Below are 18,473 nucleotides of genomic sequence, written 5' to 3'. Positions count from 1 at the left end.
AGTAGCAGGGCATTATCAGTAAGATATATTTGGAGGGTTTTATGCAAAATACTAATTTGATAATCGCTGTAGCAGGTCTATTTTTAGTGTTTGTTACATTCTTTATTTATAAAAAGAGCAAGAAAACACCGGTTAGAACGCTTGTCGATGATCCTAATAATGCAGAACCATTTAATAAAGAAAATAATAAAAAGAACCTCTCTCTCAAGGATAGAGTTGAGCTATCTTGGAAGTTTTTATATGAAATTACAGAATTAATTATTAGTAAATTCTCTAAAAAGGATGTAGAGTTAGTAAATAAACTTGGTCATATTCTACTAGATAATGGAATGAGATACGAGCATGTAGTAGATCTTGGTATCAAACAACAGGCTATATCAAGGGTTGCAAGCATTGAACAACAAGCACATTCCCAATCTCAGAAAACTTTGGGTAAATAACCTCAGTTCGATATAAGAATTAATAATTCTTATATTGAACTGGCTTTGTTATAAGGAAAAATGCACTCTTGAAGCGGTTCTGCGAGTGCATTTTAACTTTTTTCATCATTCAATATGTGATTTTAATTATTAAAATCACATATTGAATGGAGTGTTATATTTTAACAATCATGTGTAGAACCGCTTCAAACCTGATTGTTTCTACATATAACACTGAATTCGATGTAACAGGTTACATCGAATTCAGGTTAAATAAGTATACTCGTAAATAAAGAGTATACTACCTGATTATTCAATAATAATGCTACTAATCACCTTATCTCAAAACGATGTCATCCGAGCTACGGCGGGGATCTCAAAAACCTTTAAGTCTAAGGTGTTTTTGTATTTTTAGATTCCTCTACCTACGCGGGAATGGCAGCTCTGTGCAGTAACTACAATTGTAGTATTAGAATGCTTTGTTATTTCTAGCAGAGCCAGCATAAGGTTTTCTATCATTATTATTACGAGGAAAATAACTTTTTTTGCCATTATTGCCATTAAATGGTTTTCTGCGATTCTTACTTTCCCTCATATCTTCTCTTGAAGTAGTTTCGCCTTGATTTATTAGGCGATCAATAGCTTTCCATCTAATATTATCTTCTGGCGAAATGAATGATAATGCACAACCTGAAAGACCGGCTCTACCAGTTCTACCTATTCTATGCAAATAATCTTCTGGAGCCATTGGTAAGTCATAATTGATAACATGCTGTGTATGAGGTATATCTAAGCCACGAGCTGCAACATCTGTTGCCACCATGATCCTATGACGAGAAGAGCGAAATGATGAAATTACACGATCACGTCTACCTTGTGTTAAATCACCATGTATAGCTTCAGCTTTATGATCTTCAAATTTTAACATTTTTGCAAGCTGATCAGCACCACGCTTAGTTTTTACAAAAATAATTATAGAACCATCACGTTCATTTAATTGCTTTATAAGTTCAGGAAATTTCTCTTTATCAGAAACACGCAAAGTTTCTTGTTTTATTTGAGATGCAGCCTTAGTAGTTGATCCAACAGTAATACGATGAGGATTAACCACGTATTTTTGCGATAATGCAATAATATGTTTTGGCATAGTAGCTGAAAACATTAAAACTTGGCGTTTTGCAGGTATATATTTATTTATCTCTTCTAATTGTTCTTTCATACCCATATCAAGCATTCTGTCCATTTCATCAAGTACTACCAATTGAACAGTATTTAATTTTAAAGTACCACGAAGTAAATGATCTATGATACGACCTGGTGTGCCAATTATAACTTTAGGATTTACTTTTAGTTGTGTAAATTGTTTATGCATTGGTTCACCGCCTATCAAAACCGCACTGGGAAGTTTTATTTGAGTAGTTACCTTAGTTAAAGTATCACGCACTTGAGTAGCTAATTCCCGAGTTGGAACAAGTACCAAAGACATTGATTTAGTCTGTATAAAAGAATTGATTATTGGTAGCAAATAGGCAAGGGTCTTACCCGAGCCAGTTTGACTAGAAGCTAGAACATCACTACCTTGCATAGCAACCGGTATGGCCTCTCTTTGAATTTCCGTTGGAGAGGTTATGTTCATGCGTTCAAGTGATATAATCACTTCATTTGGTAAATTAAAACTTTTCATTATATAAGTCCAATATTATTTATCTTAAATTAAAAATGCTCAAATGCTTTGAGTATCACCCCAGCAAAAGCAATAGGTGTTCGTTTTAAGTCGGTTGTCATCTAAAACTAAACCATACGTCATCCTGAATTTATTTCAGTATCTAGAAAATCAAGTAGTTAGCCTCAACTATCGATGTAACAAGTTACATTGTTAAGCATCAACTGCGAACAATGTCACCCCTGCTTTCGCAGGGGTGACATCCGAAGGTGCAAGGACACTATAGGCTATTAAACCGATGTCTTACATCAAATTCAGGTTAGTCAAAGCATTTGAGTAAACATATATTCTATATTTTAAAAGAATAAGCTTATGATTAAGTTCTTACGTTATAACGTGAGTTGTCAATTAATTGTGTAGTAAAAAACTGTTGTATTATGATGCAACAAAATATACTCACATGATCCAACAAAATTATAACTTTAACTTACAGTGAAACACTGAATTACAAAAAATAATCCATGAAGTGTATAAAAAGATGATACTACCCAAAATTCACTAGTTTAATAACCACTCATAAATTTTGAGTAGTTGCTTGTAGTTTTAAATAAATATTATTTTATTTGTAGATTAACAGCAGAAATTTTCCCCTTATTATCTTCTAGATCAAAGCCAACACTTTGACCTTCATTAAGATTACGGATACCGGCACGCTCTACAGCCGAGATGTGAACAAAAACGTCACTCCCACCATCGTCTGGCTGGATAAAACCGAAACCTTTGGTTGTATTAAACCATTTAACCTTACCTACTTTAGTAGCCATAAAAACCTTTTAGTATAGAGTTACTTACTTGAACTTAATTCGCAACTCTTCCGTAGAAATTAAACCAAATAAATCGATAGATACAAGGTTTTCATGCTATTAAAGAGTTAATTATTAAACTCAAGCGATATGTTACTCTTTTTCTTAATAATTGTCAACAAGGGATAAGAAAATATGCGTAGATTCTATATTTTTCTTTGAAACGTAGACATTTTAGCACAGTTTATTAACTGATTTATCAATTCTGTAAGTAGAATTTGAAAAATAAAAATTGTAAAATTGCTAGATGTATAGCATAGATATATAAAGCATTATGGCTTATAATCCGCAAATTTATAGCAATTTTTTGCTCAAAATTTCTTGCAACCATAAATATATATTGCAAAACTCCAAATATAACTACTATAAGTACATAGATATACGACAAGGAAAAAACAGCAATGGTATGCAATACAGTCAAAATCATAGATATTGCAAGGGCAAGCCTAAGATTACCTAGATCATGTTTAGCTATATAGCCAAGTAACATGATAGCTAAACCTATGCTACCATAATCAACCAAGAACCAAGTGCAGAACCAAAGAGTCCCAAGTAAGACAACGTGACAATACCCCTTATAGAAAAAATTATTTAGGCTATTTTGAAAATAATAAAGATAGCACTGACCTAGAAAAATAGGAATCAGTATGTTAGTTGTGGTGAACTGCTTAAATAATATGGTAGTAAAAATATGTAGTAGAACTCCGACTACAAGAATTTTAATTTTTGGTTTTTTATGAAAATTATAGCCAACAAAAAAGCAAAAAATCGGCATACTAATACGACCGATAACCCGCATTATTTCGTATTCAGGGAAAAAGTATAACCCTAAATGATCTATCACCATGGTTATTATGGCTATAGTTTTCAAAAAATCTTGATAATTAGATTCAGTTTTCATCATTAATAAATTAACCTCAAGTATCGATGTAACAAGTTACCCTAATTCAGGATAAGAATTATAATTCTTATCCCGAATTCGGTGAAGTTATAGAAACAATCAGATTTGAGACGGCTCTGCATCTGATTGTTAAATTAATATTTTGCTAAAAACATGATTTTAATCTTTTAAAATCATGTTTTTAGCTTTAGAAAGGTTTAAAATGCATTCGCGTTAGCCGCTTTAAGAATGCATTTTTCCTTATATTAAAGCCAATTTGGGATAAGAATTAACTAATTCTTATCCCGAATTGGGATAAGTTAGTAGGTTGAGCATAATCCTCGTTAGGGTTGATGTCATCCTAGCTACGGCATTGCCAATGTAGATCAAAAAACCAACGTAACCTCGAGTATCGATGTAAGAATAATTATTATTCTCTGCACGCTCGATGTCATCCCTGCGAAGGCAGGGATCTAAAAATGTTTAAGCACTTAATCCTTGCTACTTCTTTAGACCTCTGCCTACGCAGGGGTGACATCACCCACAATAGAGATGATACTGGGTCTAGTATTAACTTGTTACATCGAATTCAGGTTAAATTATTTTGGATAAAGTCTAAAATAAAAAACCATTAGAAAAAACACTATCGTTCCAGCTAAAATCGTGGCTGCCAGCATAAAAGTTTTTACTAATAACAATTCGGAATAATAATATTCGGAACAATAGTGCTTAATCACCCAAATTACTAGTACCATTATTACGCAGCTGAATAAAATCTTGCCACAAAAAGAGTATAATTTTGAATCAATGAAAGAATGACCATATTTCTTTGTATATATATATAACAACCAAACATTATACCAAGCGGTAATAGAGCAGCCAAGAGCGATACCAAGATGACCAAATGGTTTCATCAGAACGATATTTAATATAGTATTCATAGTAAGAGAATATAATGTTATTTTTAAAGGAGTTTTCGTATCACTATTAGCATAAAATATAGGCATCAAAATTTTGGCAAGTATAAAAGCTGGTAAACCAAGGGCAAAACCGGAAATAGCTTCAGCAGTTTTAATTGTATCAGCATAAGTAAAAGCTCCACGCTCATATATTACATGAATGATTGATTCTGATAAAGTGATAATACCGAACGCAGCTGGCAAAGATAATAAAAGTCCCACTTTAATAGCATTATTTTGAATTCTTGCCGCTTTTTCTAAATCATTCATTTGGTATGTTTTTGATAATTCTGGTAATAATATAGTACCAAAAGTTACCCCTATTATAGATAAAGGAAATTGGTATATTCTATCTGCATAGGATAATATTGAAATTGTCCCTTCGATGAAGCTAGCTATTGATTGCGAGATAAATAAGTTAAGTTGCTGGAATCCAGAGCTAATAGTCGCTGGACCCATACCAAACAAGAACTTTTTTACATCTTTATTACATGGGTCAAAAACTAGAGGGAATGATAAACCAACCCTAATTACACAAAAAAACATAAAGATAATTTGTAATAACCCAGCAATCAACAAAGATAAACTAATCGATATAGGAGTAGATATATGTTCTTGTAATATTACCGTTGTAATTATAACAGTAATACTTAAAATGATCGGAGAAAAAGCAAAAGCTGCAAACCTTTTTACTGAATTTAAAATTCCCCCTAGTAAAGCACTTACCGAGATAAAAATTAAATATGGCATGGTAATGCGACACAAAATAACTGTCAAATTAAACTTGTCTAGATCTTCATGAAAACCAGGAGCAATAATGAACATTAATGATGGCATGAAAACCTGCATTAACACTACTACACTTACTAAAGTAATGAGTAAAATAGTAAAGATAATGCCAGTGAAATGGCGTGCTGCTTCTCGAGATTCTATGAGTTTTGTATTAAAAATAGGTACAAAAACGACTGAAAGTGCCCCTTCCCCAAAAATACGCCTAAATAGGTTGGGTAATTTAAAAGCAACATTAACACTATCAGCAATATTACCAGCACCAAATAATGAAGCAATGAATAATTCGCGAGCCAAACCAAATATACGGGAGATGAAAGTAAAGGCAGCTACTATAATTCCAGAACGAAATAATGTTGTATATCCGTTGCCTTTCATTTAAGCCGTCTTGATGTCATGTAAGCACTATTCTGCACCTTATCGTTTCCGATCATAAAGCAAATACCAATTATTGATTTTCTATCTTATACCAATTCCGAAAACTAAATTAGCACTAGGAGTACGAGTGTCGAGCACCGGAGCGTACATACTAGTACGTGAGGAGCGGAGATCGCGAAGTAAGACGACGTGATGATTAGTTTTCGGAATTGGTAGTAGATACCCTTAATATACCTTCATTAATCAACTCCTTAGCTTTTTGAGCATTTTCCCAGCCAGTTACCTTCACCCACTTACCTTTCTCTAGATCTTTATAATGTTCAAAAAAATGTACTATACGTTGTTTTAACATCGGGCAAAGATCATCTAAATCTTTTATTGAATCAAAAGTAATATCTAGCTTAGAGCTAGGCACAGCAATAATTTTTTCGTCCAATCCATGTTCATCTTCCATCATTAAAACACCAATAGGGCGTGACCTGATCACAGAGCTAGGTATGACAGGATAATGTGATACAACTAATACATCTACCGGGTCTCCATCCTCTGATAAGGTATGCGGAATAAACCCATAATTACATGGGTAAAACATAGCAGTTTGCATAAACCTATCAACAAATATTGCTCCTGATTCCTTATCCATCTCATATTTTACAGGACTATCTTGCATTGGAATCTCGATAATCACATTTATCTCTTCATGCTCGACTTTGGTCTTAATCTTTTCAACTAACATCACTTTATCCAATTAATAAATAATTTCTTTTGCATTTTTGCAAGCAAACATCTACATAATGACTAATAAATGGCTTTAAAAGGTTTTCGTCGCTTATCTTACCATTTTCATTAGATGCCACTAATACTCCAGAAGCAAATTTTTCAAATATTTTTTCTTCAATCTGCTGGATAGAGTTGTGTCCATCTAATAGCTCAATAATATATTTTTCATGCAATTGCAATAAAACAATAGCATTAATTCGATTTGTCACAAACAAATTAGTTGAGTCTAATTTTTGAGCTTGATATCTTGCTAAATCACTTACTTTTGGTTTTGACGAGATTTCATATACTGACTGAGGCCTTGTTGCAAATATTTGTACGTACCCTTGTAACACTAGTTTTATAATTACAGAATCTAATTCTTCTCTAATATCTTTAAGCTGTAATTTTTCTAATTTTTTCATAGCCAATTTACAAATTTGATCCAAAGTCAAAGGATTACCAATATTATCAGCATAAACATAGAAAACTGCCTTTATTATAGGAGAAAACGTCGAAATATTAGGGGATTCTGAATTATTATAATGAAATCCCAAACTTTCTACTGTATTATTCATATCCACTTCATTTTCAGGCATGACTGGTATAATATTAGAAGTAGTATAAAAATCACTTAACTTACTTGGTTCAATTTTCCTATCTATAGTGACATTATTGTGGCATAACAAAGTAGTCCTAAATTTACGATTAGTGATAAAATCCATATATTGTTCGGTTCTAACAATATCATTTATCGCTTGTAATTGCTCTGCAGCCTTGGCAGGTAAATTACCGACAAACATCGCAGAAAGTGCAGAATCTCCAAGATAATTTAAATTATGTTTTCTAGCTGTACTTATAAATTCATGGAAATAAAAAGCTGTATTTTCTTCTCCAAGATATTCATGTAGTAAATATGAATCATGTGTAGTTTTAAGAAGTTTAGTTTCGTGTTGTAAGAATTTAGAATAAGAACTATCTGAACCTTCTAAAGAATCATTAACAAAATCTAATAATAATTTAGCTTGTTGTACTTTACTATGGTTGTCAGTAAAGGTGCTACTGTGAAACATCACCATATCTCTGATAGTTTTTTGCATATTCCAACCTGGCAGAGTATTATAACTAATAAAGGCAATACCGTTAGGGTTTAATAATTTATGGCAAATTTCAAAAATCTTGTCCTTAACTATAGTAGACACCCACGAGATTACTCCATGGCAAACTATATAATCAAACTTACCAACTGACTCATCAAGATTTAGTATAGATAAGTGTTGTAGTTCAATATTTTTAAGCCCTAAACTCTTAACTATTTCTATGCCATTAACAATTTGGACTTTTGACAAATCAATTCCTAAAGAATAAGATTTTGGGTAACTTTCAGCAAAATCAATTATATTGGCACCTTCAGCACAACCCATCTCAAGTATCCTAGCGGTCTCTATAGCAGGAGGTTTCATGTTAAATAATAGGCCAATAGTTCTTAAATGTTCCGGTCTTGTATAAGTAAAAGGAAAACTTTCATAAGGAAAATCATCATAATTAATATTATTTGTTTGCTTTTCTAGCAAACTGTTATTAGGATTGTTTTTTTGTCCCATAATTTGCTCCATGATAAAAGTAATAATTTCTAGTGGATTTAGTTATTTTAAGCAAGGATTTTCTACATTTCTGTAGGGTAACCTAATTAATAAGTATCTACGATTAAAATTAAATTTCTTTTGATGTTATTTCTTCTTGATCTTTTTACAGTATTTCCTTATATTCATGACTTGTTTTTGTATAAGTGAGCCTTTTAAAAGCGGGTGTAGCTCAGGGGTAGAGCGCTACCTTGCCAAGGTCGAAGTCGAGGGTTCGAATCCCTTCACCCGCTCCAGTATAAAAATGGTTCTAAGATAATACATATTACGCGAATTCGGGATAACAAGTTATCCCAAATTAGGGTATATTCTCTCTACGGAGACGACCTAAATATGTCTGGAATAGAATTAAATAAAATTGCCGCTTCTATTTTGTTAGCCAGTTTAATTGCAATGATGGTAGGGTTTATAACAAATATTTTGTATAAGCCTGTTTTACATCCTGAGTCTCGAGGTTACAGTATAGAAGTAACAGAAGATTCTCATAGTGACCTTGACACTAAAGCTGCTGTAGAAGTGCCAGTGAATATAGAAGAATTGATGAAAACTGCTAATGCTGAAGCAGGAAGAGAGATAGCAAAAAAATGCCTAATGTGCCATTCTCTTGATAAGAATAAAGCTAATAAGGTTGGACCACATCTATGGAATATCGTTGGGGCGGAAAAAGCTAAAGCAGAGAATTATAAATATTCAAGTGCTTTATCCAGCAAAGGGGGAATTTGGGATGAAGAAAGTTTATTTCATTTTTTGCATAAGCCTAGTCAATATATACCTGGCACAAAAATGACTTTTGCTGGTTTAAATAAACCTCAAGATATAGCTAATGTTATAATGTTTTTAAAGACATTTGTTCATGACTAAATTCTCCCTCGGTTAAAAATCGGTTTAATAGCCTAGGGTGTTCCTGCATCTTCAGATGTCACCCCTGCGTAGGCAGGGGTCTAAAAAAGTCTAATAGTTTTCTTGGCTATTTTTTTAGATCCCAGCTTTCGCTGGGATGACATAATGGCGGTGACATCACCCCTAATGGTGATGATTAGCCTACTATTAATTTATTACATCGATACTTGAGGTTATATTAGTTGAAGGTATTCTATGATCCTATCTGAAATTTCAATAGTAGAATGGTGGCTGATCGCTGGCGTTATTTGTATAATTATAGAATTTGCTAACATTCCAAATGTTGGTTTTTTATTTTTGGGTTTAGGTGGAGTATCTACTGCAATAATATTAAACAATTACCCAGGTCTTTTAAAATACCAGTATATAATTTTTGGCTTTGCTTCTTTTATGTGGCTGATTACCTTATGGTATCCGCTAAAATTTTATGTTTACAAGAAATATGATAAGTACGAATATTCTGATATGTTTGGTAAGGAAGTAGTGGTATATAGCAATGAACTTCTAGTAGGGGAAACAGGACAGGTATTGTGGTCAGGAACTATTATGAATGCTAAACTCAGCAAAGATACTATAAAATCAGTACATAAAGGAGATCTACTTCGCATAGTGCAAGTTGATGGTAATGTGCTTATATGTACTGCAAAAAATGGGAGTGTTACGAACTGATTCTTTTTGGTAATTTTGTCGTCAAAATTTGCTTTTGCTCCATAACAATCGTCTGTGTATGCGAAGGTAACTGGCTTCGTTTCTTCTAAAAATCCCAAGAGCTTTTTTGACTTATGTAGGAAGTCTAGTAGTAAAAACAACCCCTGCGAAAGTATTTCCTATTACCCACATCTCTAGATTTGTGGGACGTCATCCTGAATTTATTTCAGGATCTATTAAAAATGCTATAATCTATATCTTGAAACAAGTTCAGGATGACATCGGTAGCTTCAAAGTTTATGGTTTTTAAAAGATGTGGGTAATAGTAAGTAGTTGCGAGGAGGAGAGTGATGAGTAATATCAAAATTCGTTACTGTGCAATGCAGGACATCTCTTGCATGTTACCTCTCATGGAACAACTTGGGTATAAGGTCTCAGAGGATGAATTAAAAGCAAGATTTCAAAGATTCACAAAAAATGATGGTTATGGCGTTGCTGTAGCATGTTTAGAATCCCAAATTGTTGGGTGGGTTGCATGGTCTAAGTCTCAACTTTTTATATCAGATAAAACAAGATTTCATATTGAAGGAGTTGTGGTTGATGAACGTTACCGAGGTCAAGCTATTGGAAAAAGACTGATGGATTTTGTAGAGAACGTTGCACAACAGTCTAGTCCAAGCATCGTTGATTTAACCTCTGGTCTTAGGCGTGCCAAGGATGGAAGCCATGAGTTTTATAAAAGCCTTGGTTATCAGAATGATGGTCTGATGGCAAAACTATATTTAAGGAAAGAAATTGAATGAATAAATCAAAATCTCTTTTAAAGCCAAATGCATGGGAGGCTTATTACAAAGAAAAACTTCATAAACCAGCAAGAGAGTTTGTTGTTGAATTCTTTAAAAAAGTTGAATTACTAGATAATCAAAAAATGCGAGGTACAGCCATTGATTTAGGGGCAGGAGTAGGACATGAAACATTTTTGTTATTAGAAAAAGGCTTCAATGTTATTGCAATAGACAACCAAAAAATGGCTTTTGATTTTATGCTTATTAAGTATCCAGAAATTGTTAAATATAAAGATCATTTTAAAACTTTAATATCTTCTTTTGAAGAGTTAGATTCTCAAGAATTACCAAATGTAGACATCATAGTTGCTAGCTTTTCTGTACCGTTTTGTAAACCTGAATATTTTGAAAAATTTTGGAGTAATATTGTAAATAAGATTGATTTAGGTGGTTATTTTGTTGGGAACACTTTTGATCCCGAAATTGTAACTTTTTGTAAGGAGGATAAGAAAAATATGACTTTTCATACAAAAGAGCAAACAATTGATCTTTTTAAAGAGTTTAACATTATTAGTTTTAAAGAAGTGAAAACTTCACCAAAAGAGGATGGGAAAATTGATCATTATTATGAAGTTATAGCCAAGAAAAAGTAAGATAAACCTTGTTACAGGATATGTTATGAATATTCATTTTGAAAAAGCTAACTTAAGTCATAAAGAAACTATTTTTAACTGGTTAAAAGAACCCCATGTTCAGGAATTTTGGGATAATAGCCAAGAACATAAAGATGATATTTTAAATTTCATCAACGGTCGTATAAAGCCTTCAAGCTACGCAGATGGTCTATACACATATTGGATTGGGTGTGTCTATAACGAACCTTATTGCTTGGTCATGACACTACAAGAAAAGCAGGAATATTCTATACCACTACTCAAAAAAGCTTATCTTTCAAAGCATGGTCACACCTATAGCATGGATTATACGATTGGTAATATAGCCTATTTTGGCAAAGGATTAGGGGCAAGGACTTTAGAAGTATTTATTGATTTTATTAGAAGTAGTTATGATAGCCAAGCTGATACTTTTTTTATCGATCCAGATGTCACAAATTCAAGGGCTAGACATGTTTATGAAAAGGCGGGATTTAAATATGTTGATGATTTTATTATGGAAGGAGAGGGGGTATTTGCTGGACGTAAAACACATTTTTTAGTAAAGCGATTGTAATCAATGGTTCAAATTAATACCAAAGTAAAGAATACAGTAAAGTTTCAGGAAAATATTTTAATCCGCCTTGCTGAAACTACTGACATCTCATCATTTGTCGCTCTGTCATATAAAAAGCGTCGTGCTTATGAAAAAGCTCAGCCACAGTTTTGGAAATATGCTGGTCCTGAATCCGAGGAATTTCAAAAGCAATGGTTCAAAGAATTATTGAGGTTAGACGATCACATTATGCTGGCTGCAGTTTATAAAGAAAAAGTCTTAGGTTTTATCATCGGTAGATTAATGTCAGCACCGGAAGTCTATAACCCGGGTGGACTAACACTTATGATCGATGATTTTTGTGTGGAAAGTAAACACGATTGGAATTCTATTGGTCAGAAATTGATTAAGGAAATCAAGGAACTCGCAAAAACTAAAAATGCTACTCAGTTTCTTGTCGTTTGTGGTGCATATGACGAACCCAAACGTAGTTTCCTTAAAAGCATGGGTTTAACTGTAGCTTCTGAATGGTATGTGGGAGGAATTATCCCAATTCGGGATAAGAATTAGTTAATTCTTATCCCGAATTCGCGTGAATTGTATGATTACGTGTAATTATTATTCTAAGTGCCTTCGATGTCACCCCTGCGAAGGTAGCGGGGTCTAAAAAAATAGCCAAAAAAACTATTTAGACTTTTCTAGATACCTGCCTACGCAGGGGTGACATCGAAGGGGAATCAGGGATAACATCAACCCTAATAGGGATGATACTGATAACAAGTTATATCGAACTCAGGTTACTCCCCAAATCTAACTTAAAACAATGAAATCAGTTGTGTTTATTATGAATTTTATTATAATGAACTATTTAAAGGCTTTATTTTAACCTGAGGTTATCTTAAGGCACAAATATTACTGACTCTAAATTGACCTGAGTTCTATGTAACAAGTTAATACTAGGCTCAGTATCATCCTCGTGAGTGTTGATGTCATTCTTAGCAACGGCGGGAATGACACCCTAGACTATTAAACCGATGTCTTACATCGATATTTGAGGTTAAATTAGTAGATTTAAGGAGGGTTATGTATAGAATTAACTTTATTATTATAATCTTATCTTTCATGCTTACAGGTTGTCTGCCAGCTATTTTTACTGCAGCAACTACCTCTACTCTTGCGGTTGCAAAAGATCAATCAATTGCGGAGACAATTGATGACGTAAAAATATCTACAAAAATCAAAGCTTCTTTTATAAAAAATAATTTCAGGGAATTATATACTAAGATTAAGGTTGAGGTAAATCAGGGTAGGGTACTACTGACTGGAATCATAGACAAAAAAGAAGATGCATTAAAAGCTGTAGAAATTGTGTGGGGTGAAAAAGGAGTTCGTGAAGTTATTAACGAACTAATAATAGATAAAAAAAGTGATCATTTTGACTTAGTGCAATATACTAAAGATGCTATGATTACTAGTCAGATCAAGGCTAGAACTTTTGTTAACCGAGATGTAAAATGGGTAAATTATACCATTGTTACAGTGAATGATATAGTATATATATTTGGTATAGCAAGGTCTGAGGAAGAATTAGAAAAAGTTACTTCTATTGCTTCCCAGATTAATGGTGTGGCAAGGGTTGTCTGTCATGTTAAAATAAAAGAAACTGAAGAAAATGATAAAAAATAATCTCAATTCGATATAAGAATTAATAATTCTTATATCGAATTGGCTTTGTTATATGGAATATTATATTTTAACAATCAGGTGCTAAACCTCTTCAAACCTGATTGTTTCTACTTAACCCCTGAATTCGATATAACTTGTTATATCAAATTCAGGTTAAATATGATATAAATGAAAGTGAAACTTAGATATATTCTTTTGTTGCTAGTTTATTGTATAGGGCTTAGCTCTTGTTCTACTAAGCCTAGTCTATATCGTAAATTATCGCAGGAAGATCCTAAAAATGTTCATTATAAGGGGCATTATAAGATAGGCAATAAATATACTATCAAAGGTAAGACTTATAAACCTAAGGAAGATATTAATTGTAACCAAGTAGGTATAGCGTCTTGGTATGGTTCTAAGCATAAATTTCATGGAAAAAAAACAGCAAATGGTGATACATATAATAAACATATGCTAAGTGCAGCTCATCCTAGTTTGCCATTACCTAGTTTGGTTAAAGTTACTAACTTAAGTAATAATAAATCCCTGATTCTTATGATTAATGATCGCGGTCCTTTTAAAAAGAACCGTATTATAGATGTTTCGGAAAAATCTGCTGAAATTTTAGGATTTAAAAAACAAGGTATAGCAAAGGTTAGAGTACAATATATGCATAAGGAGACTAAAGAATTTTTGAATAATATTGCTTTAAAGCCTAAGGAAAATTGTATTGCAAAAAAGAAAGTAGCCAATCCTAAATGTAGTGTTAATTGTCATATTAAATTAGTAAATCTAAAACATCAATTGGCAGTTAACCCTTGATGATTTTTGTATTATAGTGTATGCCCAAATTGGAAAACCAATTCTTCAAGCTTTTATAGGAGTATACATGATTGTTTCTGGAAAATATAAATTAAATAGTCCTCAGTGTCTTGAGTCTTATAGGAAAATGTTGTTGCTTAGAAGATTTGAAGAAAAATGTGGGCAATTTTATGGTATGGGTCTAATAGGTGGGTTTTGTCACTTATATATTGGGCAAGAAGCAATAATTGCTGGTGTAGATTTAGTAAAACAGGTTGGTGATAGTACTATTACCAGTTACAGGGATCATGCTCATATTATTTCAGCAGGGACTGAAGCAAAATACGTATTAGCAGAGCTGATGGGTAAAGAGACTGGTTGCTCGAAAGGCAAGGGTGGTTCAATGCATCTGTTTGACGTAGAAAACAAATTTTACGGTGGACATGGTATTGTAGGGGCTCAAGTGCCTATAGGTACTGGTCTAGCTTTTGCTGAAAAATATCGAAATACCAATAATGTATGTTTTACTTTCTTGGGAGATGGGGCAGTTAATCAAGGTCAAGTATATGAAGCTTTTAATTTAGCGGCGTTATGGCACTTACCTGTAGTTTATATTATTGAAAATAATCAATATTCAATGGGTACTTCAGTAGCTCGTTCTACCTTTATGACTGACCTTTACAAGAAAGGGGAGTCATGTGGTATTACGGGATTTAAACTAAATGGTATGTCGTTAGAATCAGTTTATGATTATGTTCGGCAGGCTTCGGAGTTTGTTAGAAATGATGGTGGACCAATAATATTAGAAATGGATGCTTATCGTTACAGAGGACATTCAATGTCTGATCCAGGTAAATACCGTAGTAAGGAAGAAGTGGAAAACTATAAAGAACAAGACCCATTATCACAAGTGAAAAATATAATTTTGGCTAATAAATATGCTAGTGAAGAGCAGTTAAAAGAAATTGAGAAAGAGGTTAAAGAGGTTATTGCAGAAGCAGTTGAATTCTCAGAAAGATCAGCCTTACCGGATGAAAAAGAGCTATATACGAATATTTACGTTGAATGAGTAGAAACATGTTACAAACGACGGTACGGGAAGCCTTACGTGCAGCAATGCAAGAAGAAATGTTAAGAGATGATAGTATCTTTATTATGGGAGAAGAAGTTGCTCAGTACCAAGGAGCGTATAAGATAACCCAAGGGTTATTAGAGCAGTTTGGTTCAAAAAGGGTAATTGATACGCCAATAACAGAACATGGTTTTACTGGTGTGGCTATCGGAGCGGCATTTGCTGGGCTTCGTCCCATTGTTGAATTTATGACATTTAATTTTGCCATGCAAGCAATGGATCAAATAGTTAACTCTGCAGCTAAAACTCATTATATGTCTGGTGGAACTATTAAATGTCCAATAGTATTTCGTGGACCAAATGGGGCAGCAAGTCGAGTTGCTGCCCAACATAGTCACAATTATACAGCTTGTTATAGTCATATTCCGGGGCTTAAGGTAGTAGCTCCCTATAGTGCAGAAGATCACAAAGGGCTTCTAATGACTGCTATTCGTGACGATAACCCGGTTATTTTTCTAGAAAATGAAATTCTCTATGGCCATAGTTTTGAAGTCCCCGAAATAATAGAACCAATTCCATTTGGTCAGGCTAAGAAACTTATTGAAGGTGATGATGTCACAATAGTAACATTTTCTTTGCAAGTTAAGTTGGCATTAGATGCAGCAAATAGTTTGTATGATAGTGGCATTAACTGTGAGGTAATCGACCTAAGAACTATCAAGCCCTTAGATATAGAAACTATATTAGAGTCGGTTAAAAAAACTAATCGGTTGGTTGTTATAGAAGAAGGCTGGTTTTTTGCAGGTGTTGGTGCAACTATAGCTAGTATGGTAATGAACCAAGCATTCGATTATCTAGATGCTCCTATAGAGATTATCTCGGGTAAGGATGTTCCTCTACCATATGCTATTAATCTAGAGAAATTAGCACTGCCAACTATAGAAGATGTTATTAGTGCTGTGAAGAAAGTGTGTTATACTTAGGTAGAACTTTAAGAATTGGCGTCGTCAGTTTAACCACTACCGATGTCATTCCCGCGTAGGCGGAAATCCATAATATCTAATAGCCTTTGCAGGTCATTTTTTGGATTCCCGCTTTTAGCTAGGCATGGCATCTTTTTGCCATGTAAACACTATTTTTTACCGTATTGTTTCTGATTACAAAATAAATACCAACTATTGATTGCGACTTTTAGTGCGCCACGAAGTGTAAATAAGCTAGCGGTTGAAAGAACAGCCATAGAAGTGTTGACCTAGCACACTATGTATCGAGTCTTGAGCTGATTTTGGTAACAAAGTCAGTTAAGCGTAGACAGAAATATTATAGGCCGTAAGCCGAAAGGTTAAAGTGATTGAGCCTCGTTAAGCAATTCTTTTGGGATCGCAGACTGTGTTAAAAGGCAGGAATGCAACATAATACATACCATAAATAGGCAGGTATGTGTTAGATCTCCGGGGTCTAAGAGCATGGTATGTAATAAAAGTTTATTTATAAACGTGGGAGATCCTATATTTTCTTCTTTTAAGAAGTATTAGCCGACAAGTATAAAACGCAAGGGAGCTAAAAAGAAATATAGGAAGTCAGATCCAGCATAGTACTGATGAAATTGGGTAATGCCAATGGAGGGAAGGCTGGTGGGTAAGTTCGACTAACACAGAGAAACGTTATGAAAGCACAGACTTTCAATAATTGACGACAACTAAACTGTGTTAGATAGCTAGATTAAAAATAATCAGGTGAAGGAATTTATCTTGAGCCCATTGCGGGAAAACCGCACGATGAGGTTCTAATGAGGGGCGTAAGTGGTAACGCTTACGTCTACTCTCTAACCACCCTGAATGTTTACCAAACTAAATTTAATAGTTTGGTGATGTATTTAGTAATATACTAATAATTTGGTCGATAAGATCAGAGTTAGCATTAATGTAATCTTCAGTTAACTTTAATAACGCAAGCAGATTGGATTTAGAAGCATTATCCATAGCACTTGTCTTTTTATCAAGCTCAAATTGTAAGCGACAGGAATTACCATAAATTTCCCCTAATTCAGCATTATACAAACCTTGAGCTTTCATCATTCCGTTAATCAAATTAGCTTTTAGTACCCAACCAATAACCCCTGATTTACATAAATCTTTTGACTCTATGCCTAGTTTTGTCCATCCTGTACCAAGTGATATAAGTACGATATCTTTTTGAGTTAGTGTATCATCTAGCTCATAAGCTAAATTAACAGCTGTCAACTCAGGATTACTGGCAAACATACCCCCATCTACTTGATAACTGCTGTTATTATACGCATTAGTTAGAAGCTTTGGTGCAAAGTATATAGGGGCAGCACTGCTAGCTGCTGCAATATCACTTATCAGAAAATCATTATTAGGGTCTTTAAGTGCCTGCTTTCTAGTCCACACCTGTGGTGAATTAGTATCCAAATTATAGGAAGTAACAGCAGTAGGGTTTATTAGTTGGCTCATCCTAGTATTACCAAAAAACCTCATTAATATCTTGTCATATTGATTCCGATCGTATTTTGGTCCCCAAAGACCAAAACCAGTATATATTTTTCTAAACATGGACGCGTAAAAAATATCTTTAGACTTTTGCATATATAGATCTACAATATTAGAAGCTTTATGTTTTGGTTGTCCTGATTCATTAGGTGTAGCGAGAGCTAACACCACAAGTCCACCTGTAGAAGTACCTACCATAAGGTCGAATAACTCACTGGCAGGTTTACCACTTCGATTTTCAAACTCTGCAACAATACGTGCTGGTATAATACCCCTAACCCCACCGCCATCTATTGATAGTATTCTAACAGCTTTCTTCTTATTTTTAAGAATAGATATATTTTTTGTTATTAAAGGACATAAGTTGTTAGAAATTAAAGGAGAGTCTTTTTTGCTATATTGTATTTGTTTCCTAGGAGTACAAGCAGTAAATACTACTAATATAAGTAAAAATGCCATGACATTTTTCATAATAACCTAAGAATATTTAATTAATTTGTAAAAGTTAAGACTTAATTTTATAG

Annotated in this window: 17 protein-coding genes, 1 tRNA gene and 1 pseudogene; 12 read left to right on the top strand and 7 right to left on the bottom strand. The window is 33.6% G+C overall.

The window, feature by feature from the left end:
- The first annotated feature begins 41 nt into the window (after nucleotides 1-41).
- Nucleotides 42-440, top strand: coding sequence for a DUF2660 domain-containing protein (locus ACN1AG_RS08015; RefSeq protein WP_341754210.1), 399 nt, complete (start codon nucleotides 42-44; stop codon nucleotides 438-440).
- Nucleotides 441-888: 448 nt separating this feature from the next.
- Here ACN1AG_RS08015 and ACN1AG_RS08010 read toward each other — a convergent pair whose 3' ends face one another.
- From ACN1AG_RS08010 to ACN1AG_RS07985, 6 genes are all read right to left on the bottom strand, one after another.
- Complete coding sequence (locus ACN1AG_RS08010; RefSeq protein WP_417904984.1) at nucleotides 889-2,103, bottom strand: DEAD/DEAH box helicase; 1,215 nt, start codon at nucleotides 2,101-2,103, stop codon at nucleotides 889-891.
- 593 nt (nucleotides 2,104-2,696) lie between these two features.
- Entirely contained in the window at nucleotides 2,697-2,906 is a 210-nt protein-coding gene (locus ACN1AG_RS08005) for a cold-shock protein (RefSeq protein WP_341751689.1), read from the bottom strand.
- 238 nt (nucleotides 2,907-3,144) lie between these two features.
- The gene (locus tag ACN1AG_RS08000; RefSeq protein WP_417904983.1) at nucleotides 3,145-3,849 is read right to left on the bottom strand and encodes a TraX family protein; all 705 of its coding nucleotides are present in this window, start codon (nucleotides 3,847-3,849) and stop codon (nucleotides 3,145-3,147) included.
- 575 nt (nucleotides 3,850-4,424) lie between these two features.
- Nucleotides 4,425-5,951 carry a murein biosynthesis integral membrane protein MurJ gene (gene murJ / locus ACN1AG_RS07995; protein ID WP_417904982.1) on the bottom strand — a complete coding sequence of 509 codons (1,527 nt, stop codon included), beginning with the start codon at nucleotides 5,949-5,951 and terminating at the stop codon, nucleotides 4,425-4,427.
- A gap of 196 nt (nucleotides 5,952-6,147) precedes the next feature.
- Complete coding sequence (ppa, locus tag ACN1AG_RS07990; RefSeq protein WP_417904981.1) at nucleotides 6,148-6,687, bottom strand: inorganic diphosphatase; 540 nt, start codon at nucleotides 6,685-6,687, stop codon at nucleotides 6,148-6,150.
- Nucleotides 6,688-6,691: 4 nt separating this feature from the next.
- Entirely contained in the window at nucleotides 6,692-8,314 is a 1,623-nt protein-coding gene (locus ACN1AG_RS07985; protein WP_417904980.1) for a methyltransferase regulatory domain-containing protein, read from the bottom strand.
- A 200-nt stretch (nucleotides 8,315-8,514) separates the two neighbouring features.
- Between ACN1AG_RS07985 and ACN1AG_RS07980 the strand changes: the two genes are divergently transcribed.
- The 11 genes and pseudogenes from ACN1AG_RS07980 (at nucleotide 8,515) to ACN1AG_RS07930 (ending at nucleotide 16,419) form a co-directional block, all read left to right on the top strand.
- Nucleotides 8,515-8,589: transfer RNA gene (locus ACN1AG_RS07980), tRNA-Gly, on the top strand.
- A 97-nt stretch (nucleotides 8,590-8,686) separates the two neighbouring features.
- On the top strand, nucleotides 8,687-9,214 hold the full coding sequence (locus tag ACN1AG_RS07975) for a c-type cytochrome (RefSeq protein WP_417904979.1): 528 nt from the start codon (nucleotides 8,687-8,689) through the stop codon (nucleotides 9,212-9,214).
- 234 nt (nucleotides 9,215-9,448) lie between these two features.
- A complete protein-coding gene (locus ACN1AG_RS07970; protein ID WP_417904978.1) occupies nucleotides 9,449-9,922 on the top strand; it encodes an NfeD family protein in 474 nt (157 codons plus the stop codon).
- Between the two features lie 329 nt (nucleotides 9,923-10,251).
- A complete protein-coding gene (locus ACN1AG_RS07965; protein WP_417904977.1) occupies nucleotides 10,252-10,704 on the top strand; it encodes a GNAT family N-acetyltransferase in 453 nt (150 codons plus the stop codon).
- Nucleotides 10,701-11,339, top strand: a complete 639-nt coding sequence (locus ACN1AG_RS07960) for a class I SAM-dependent methyltransferase (protein ID WP_341757300.1) — start codon at nucleotides 10,701-10,703, stop codon at nucleotides 11,337-11,339. Before ACN1AG_RS07965 ends, ACN1AG_RS07960 begins: the two co-directional genes overlap by 4 nt.
- 25 nt (nucleotides 11,340-11,364) lie before the next feature.
- Nucleotides 11,365-11,916, top strand: coding sequence for a GNAT family N-acetyltransferase (locus ACN1AG_RS07955; protein ID WP_417904976.1), 552 nt, complete (start codon nucleotides 11,365-11,367; stop codon nucleotides 11,914-11,916).
- A 3-nt stretch (nucleotides 11,917-11,919) separates the two neighbouring features.
- The gene (locus ACN1AG_RS07950) at nucleotides 11,920-12,465 is read left to right on the top strand and encodes a GNAT family N-acetyltransferase (protein ID WP_417904975.1); all 546 of its coding nucleotides are present in this window, start codon (nucleotides 11,920-11,922) and stop codon (nucleotides 12,463-12,465) included.
- A gap of 513 nt (nucleotides 12,466-12,978) precedes the next feature.
- Nucleotides 12,979-13,581: a BON domain-containing protein gene (locus ACN1AG_RS07945; protein ID WP_417904974.1), complete on the top strand. Its 603-nt coding sequence runs from the start codon at nucleotides 12,979-12,981 to the stop codon at nucleotides 13,579-13,581.
- Between the two features lie 189 nt (nucleotides 13,582-13,770).
- Nucleotides 13,771-14,385: pseudogene (locus ACN1AG_RS07940) on the top strand (septal ring lytic transglycosylase RlpA family protein); the annotation flags it as partial.
- A gap of 67 nt (nucleotides 14,386-14,452) precedes the next feature.
- Complete coding sequence (pdhA, locus tag ACN1AG_RS07935) at nucleotides 14,453-15,433, top strand: pyruvate dehydrogenase (acetyl-transferring) E1 component subunit alpha (protein ID WP_417904973.1); 981 nt, start codon at nucleotides 14,453-14,455, stop codon at nucleotides 15,431-15,433.
- An 8-nt stretch (nucleotides 15,434-15,441) separates the two neighbouring features.
- On the top strand, nucleotides 15,442-16,419 hold the full coding sequence (locus ACN1AG_RS07930; protein WP_367363660.1) for a pyruvate dehydrogenase complex E1 component subunit beta: 978 nt from the start codon (nucleotides 15,442-15,444) through the stop codon (nucleotides 16,417-16,419).
- 873 nt (nucleotides 16,420-17,292) lie between these two features.
- Here ACN1AG_RS07930 and ACN1AG_RS07925 read toward each other — a convergent pair.
- Nucleotides 17,293-18,420 (bottom strand): patatin-like phospholipase family protein, encoded by a 1,128-nt coding sequence (locus ACN1AG_RS07925; protein WP_367363662.1) that lies wholly within the window; start codon nucleotides 18,418-18,420, stop codon nucleotides 17,293-17,295.
- Between the last annotated feature and the right edge of the window lie 53 nt (nucleotides 18,421-18,473).

This window comes from Candidatus Tisiphia endosymbiont of Micropterix aruncella (genome assembly GCF_965178575.1).
In the GTDB taxonomy this organism is placed as follows: Bacteria; Pseudomonadota; Alphaproteobacteria; order Rickettsiales; family Rickettsiaceae; genus Tisiphia.
Note: the sequence above shows the minus strand (reverse complement) of the source record. Positions and strands in the feature narration are given on the sequence as shown.

What these genes read in the sequence shown, in the direction of transcription:
- ACN1AG_RS08015 (WP_341754210.1), top strand. Translation starts at nt 42, where the DNA reads ATGCAAAATACTAATTTGATAATCGCTGTAGCAGGTCTATTTTTAGTG.
- ACN1AG_RS08010 (WP_417904984.1), bottom strand. Translation starts at nt 2,103, where the DNA reads ATGAAAAGTTTTAATTTACCAAATGAAGTGATTATATCACTTGAACGC.
- ACN1AG_RS08005 (WP_341751689.1), bottom strand. Translation starts at nt 2,906, where the DNA reads ATGGCTACTAAAGTAGGTAAGGTTAAATGGTTTAATACAACCAAAGGT.
- ACN1AG_RS08000 (WP_417904983.1), bottom strand. Translation starts at nt 3,849, where the DNA reads ATGATGAAAACTGAATCTAATTATCAAGATTTTTTGAAAACTATAGCC.
- murJ (WP_417904982.1), bottom strand. Translation starts at nt 5,951, where the DNA reads ATGAAAGGCAACGGATATACAACATTATTTCGTTCTGGAATTATAGTA.
- ppa (WP_417904981.1), bottom strand. Translation starts at nt 6,687, where the DNA reads ATGTTAGTTGAAAAGATTAAGACCAAAGTCGAGCATGAAGAGATAAAT.
- ACN1AG_RS07985 (WP_417904980.1), bottom strand. Translation starts at nt 8,314, where the DNA reads ATGGGACAAAAAAACAATCCTAATAACAGTTTGCTAGAAAAGCAAACA.
- ACN1AG_RS07975 (WP_417904979.1), top strand. Translation starts at nt 8,687, where the DNA reads ATGTCTGGAATAGAATTAAATAAAATTGCCGCTTCTATTTTGTTAGCC.
- ACN1AG_RS07970 (WP_417904978.1), top strand. Translation starts at nt 9,449, where the DNA reads ATGATCCTATCTGAAATTTCAATAGTAGAATGGTGGCTGATCGCTGGC.
- ACN1AG_RS07965 (WP_417904977.1), top strand. Translation starts at nt 10,252, where the DNA reads ATGAGTAATATCAAAATTCGTTACTGTGCAATGCAGGACATCTCTTGC.
- ACN1AG_RS07960 (WP_341757300.1), top strand. Translation starts at nt 10,701, where the DNA reads ATGAATAAATCAAAATCTCTTTTAAAGCCAAATGCATGGGAGGCTTAT.
- ACN1AG_RS07955 (WP_417904976.1), top strand. Translation starts at nt 11,365, where the DNA reads ATGAATATTCATTTTGAAAAAGCTAACTTAAGTCATAAAGAAACTATT.
- ACN1AG_RS07950 (WP_417904975.1), top strand. Translation starts at nt 11,920, where the DNA reads ATGGTTCAAATTAATACCAAAGTAAAGAATACAGTAAAGTTTCAGGAA.
- ACN1AG_RS07945 (WP_417904974.1), top strand. Translation starts at nt 12,979, where the DNA reads ATGTATAGAATTAACTTTATTATTATAATCTTATCTTTCATGCTTACA.
- pdhA (WP_417904973.1), top strand. Translation starts at nt 14,453, where the DNA reads ATGATTGTTTCTGGAAAATATAAATTAAATAGTCCTCAGTGTCTTGAG.
- ACN1AG_RS07930 (WP_367363660.1), top strand. Translation starts at nt 15,442, where the DNA reads ATGTTACAAACGACGGTACGGGAAGCCTTACGTGCAGCAATGCAAGAA.
- ACN1AG_RS07925 (WP_367363662.1), bottom strand. Translation starts at nt 18,420, where the DNA reads ATGAAAAATGTCATGGCATTTTTACTTATATTAGTAGTATTTACTGCT.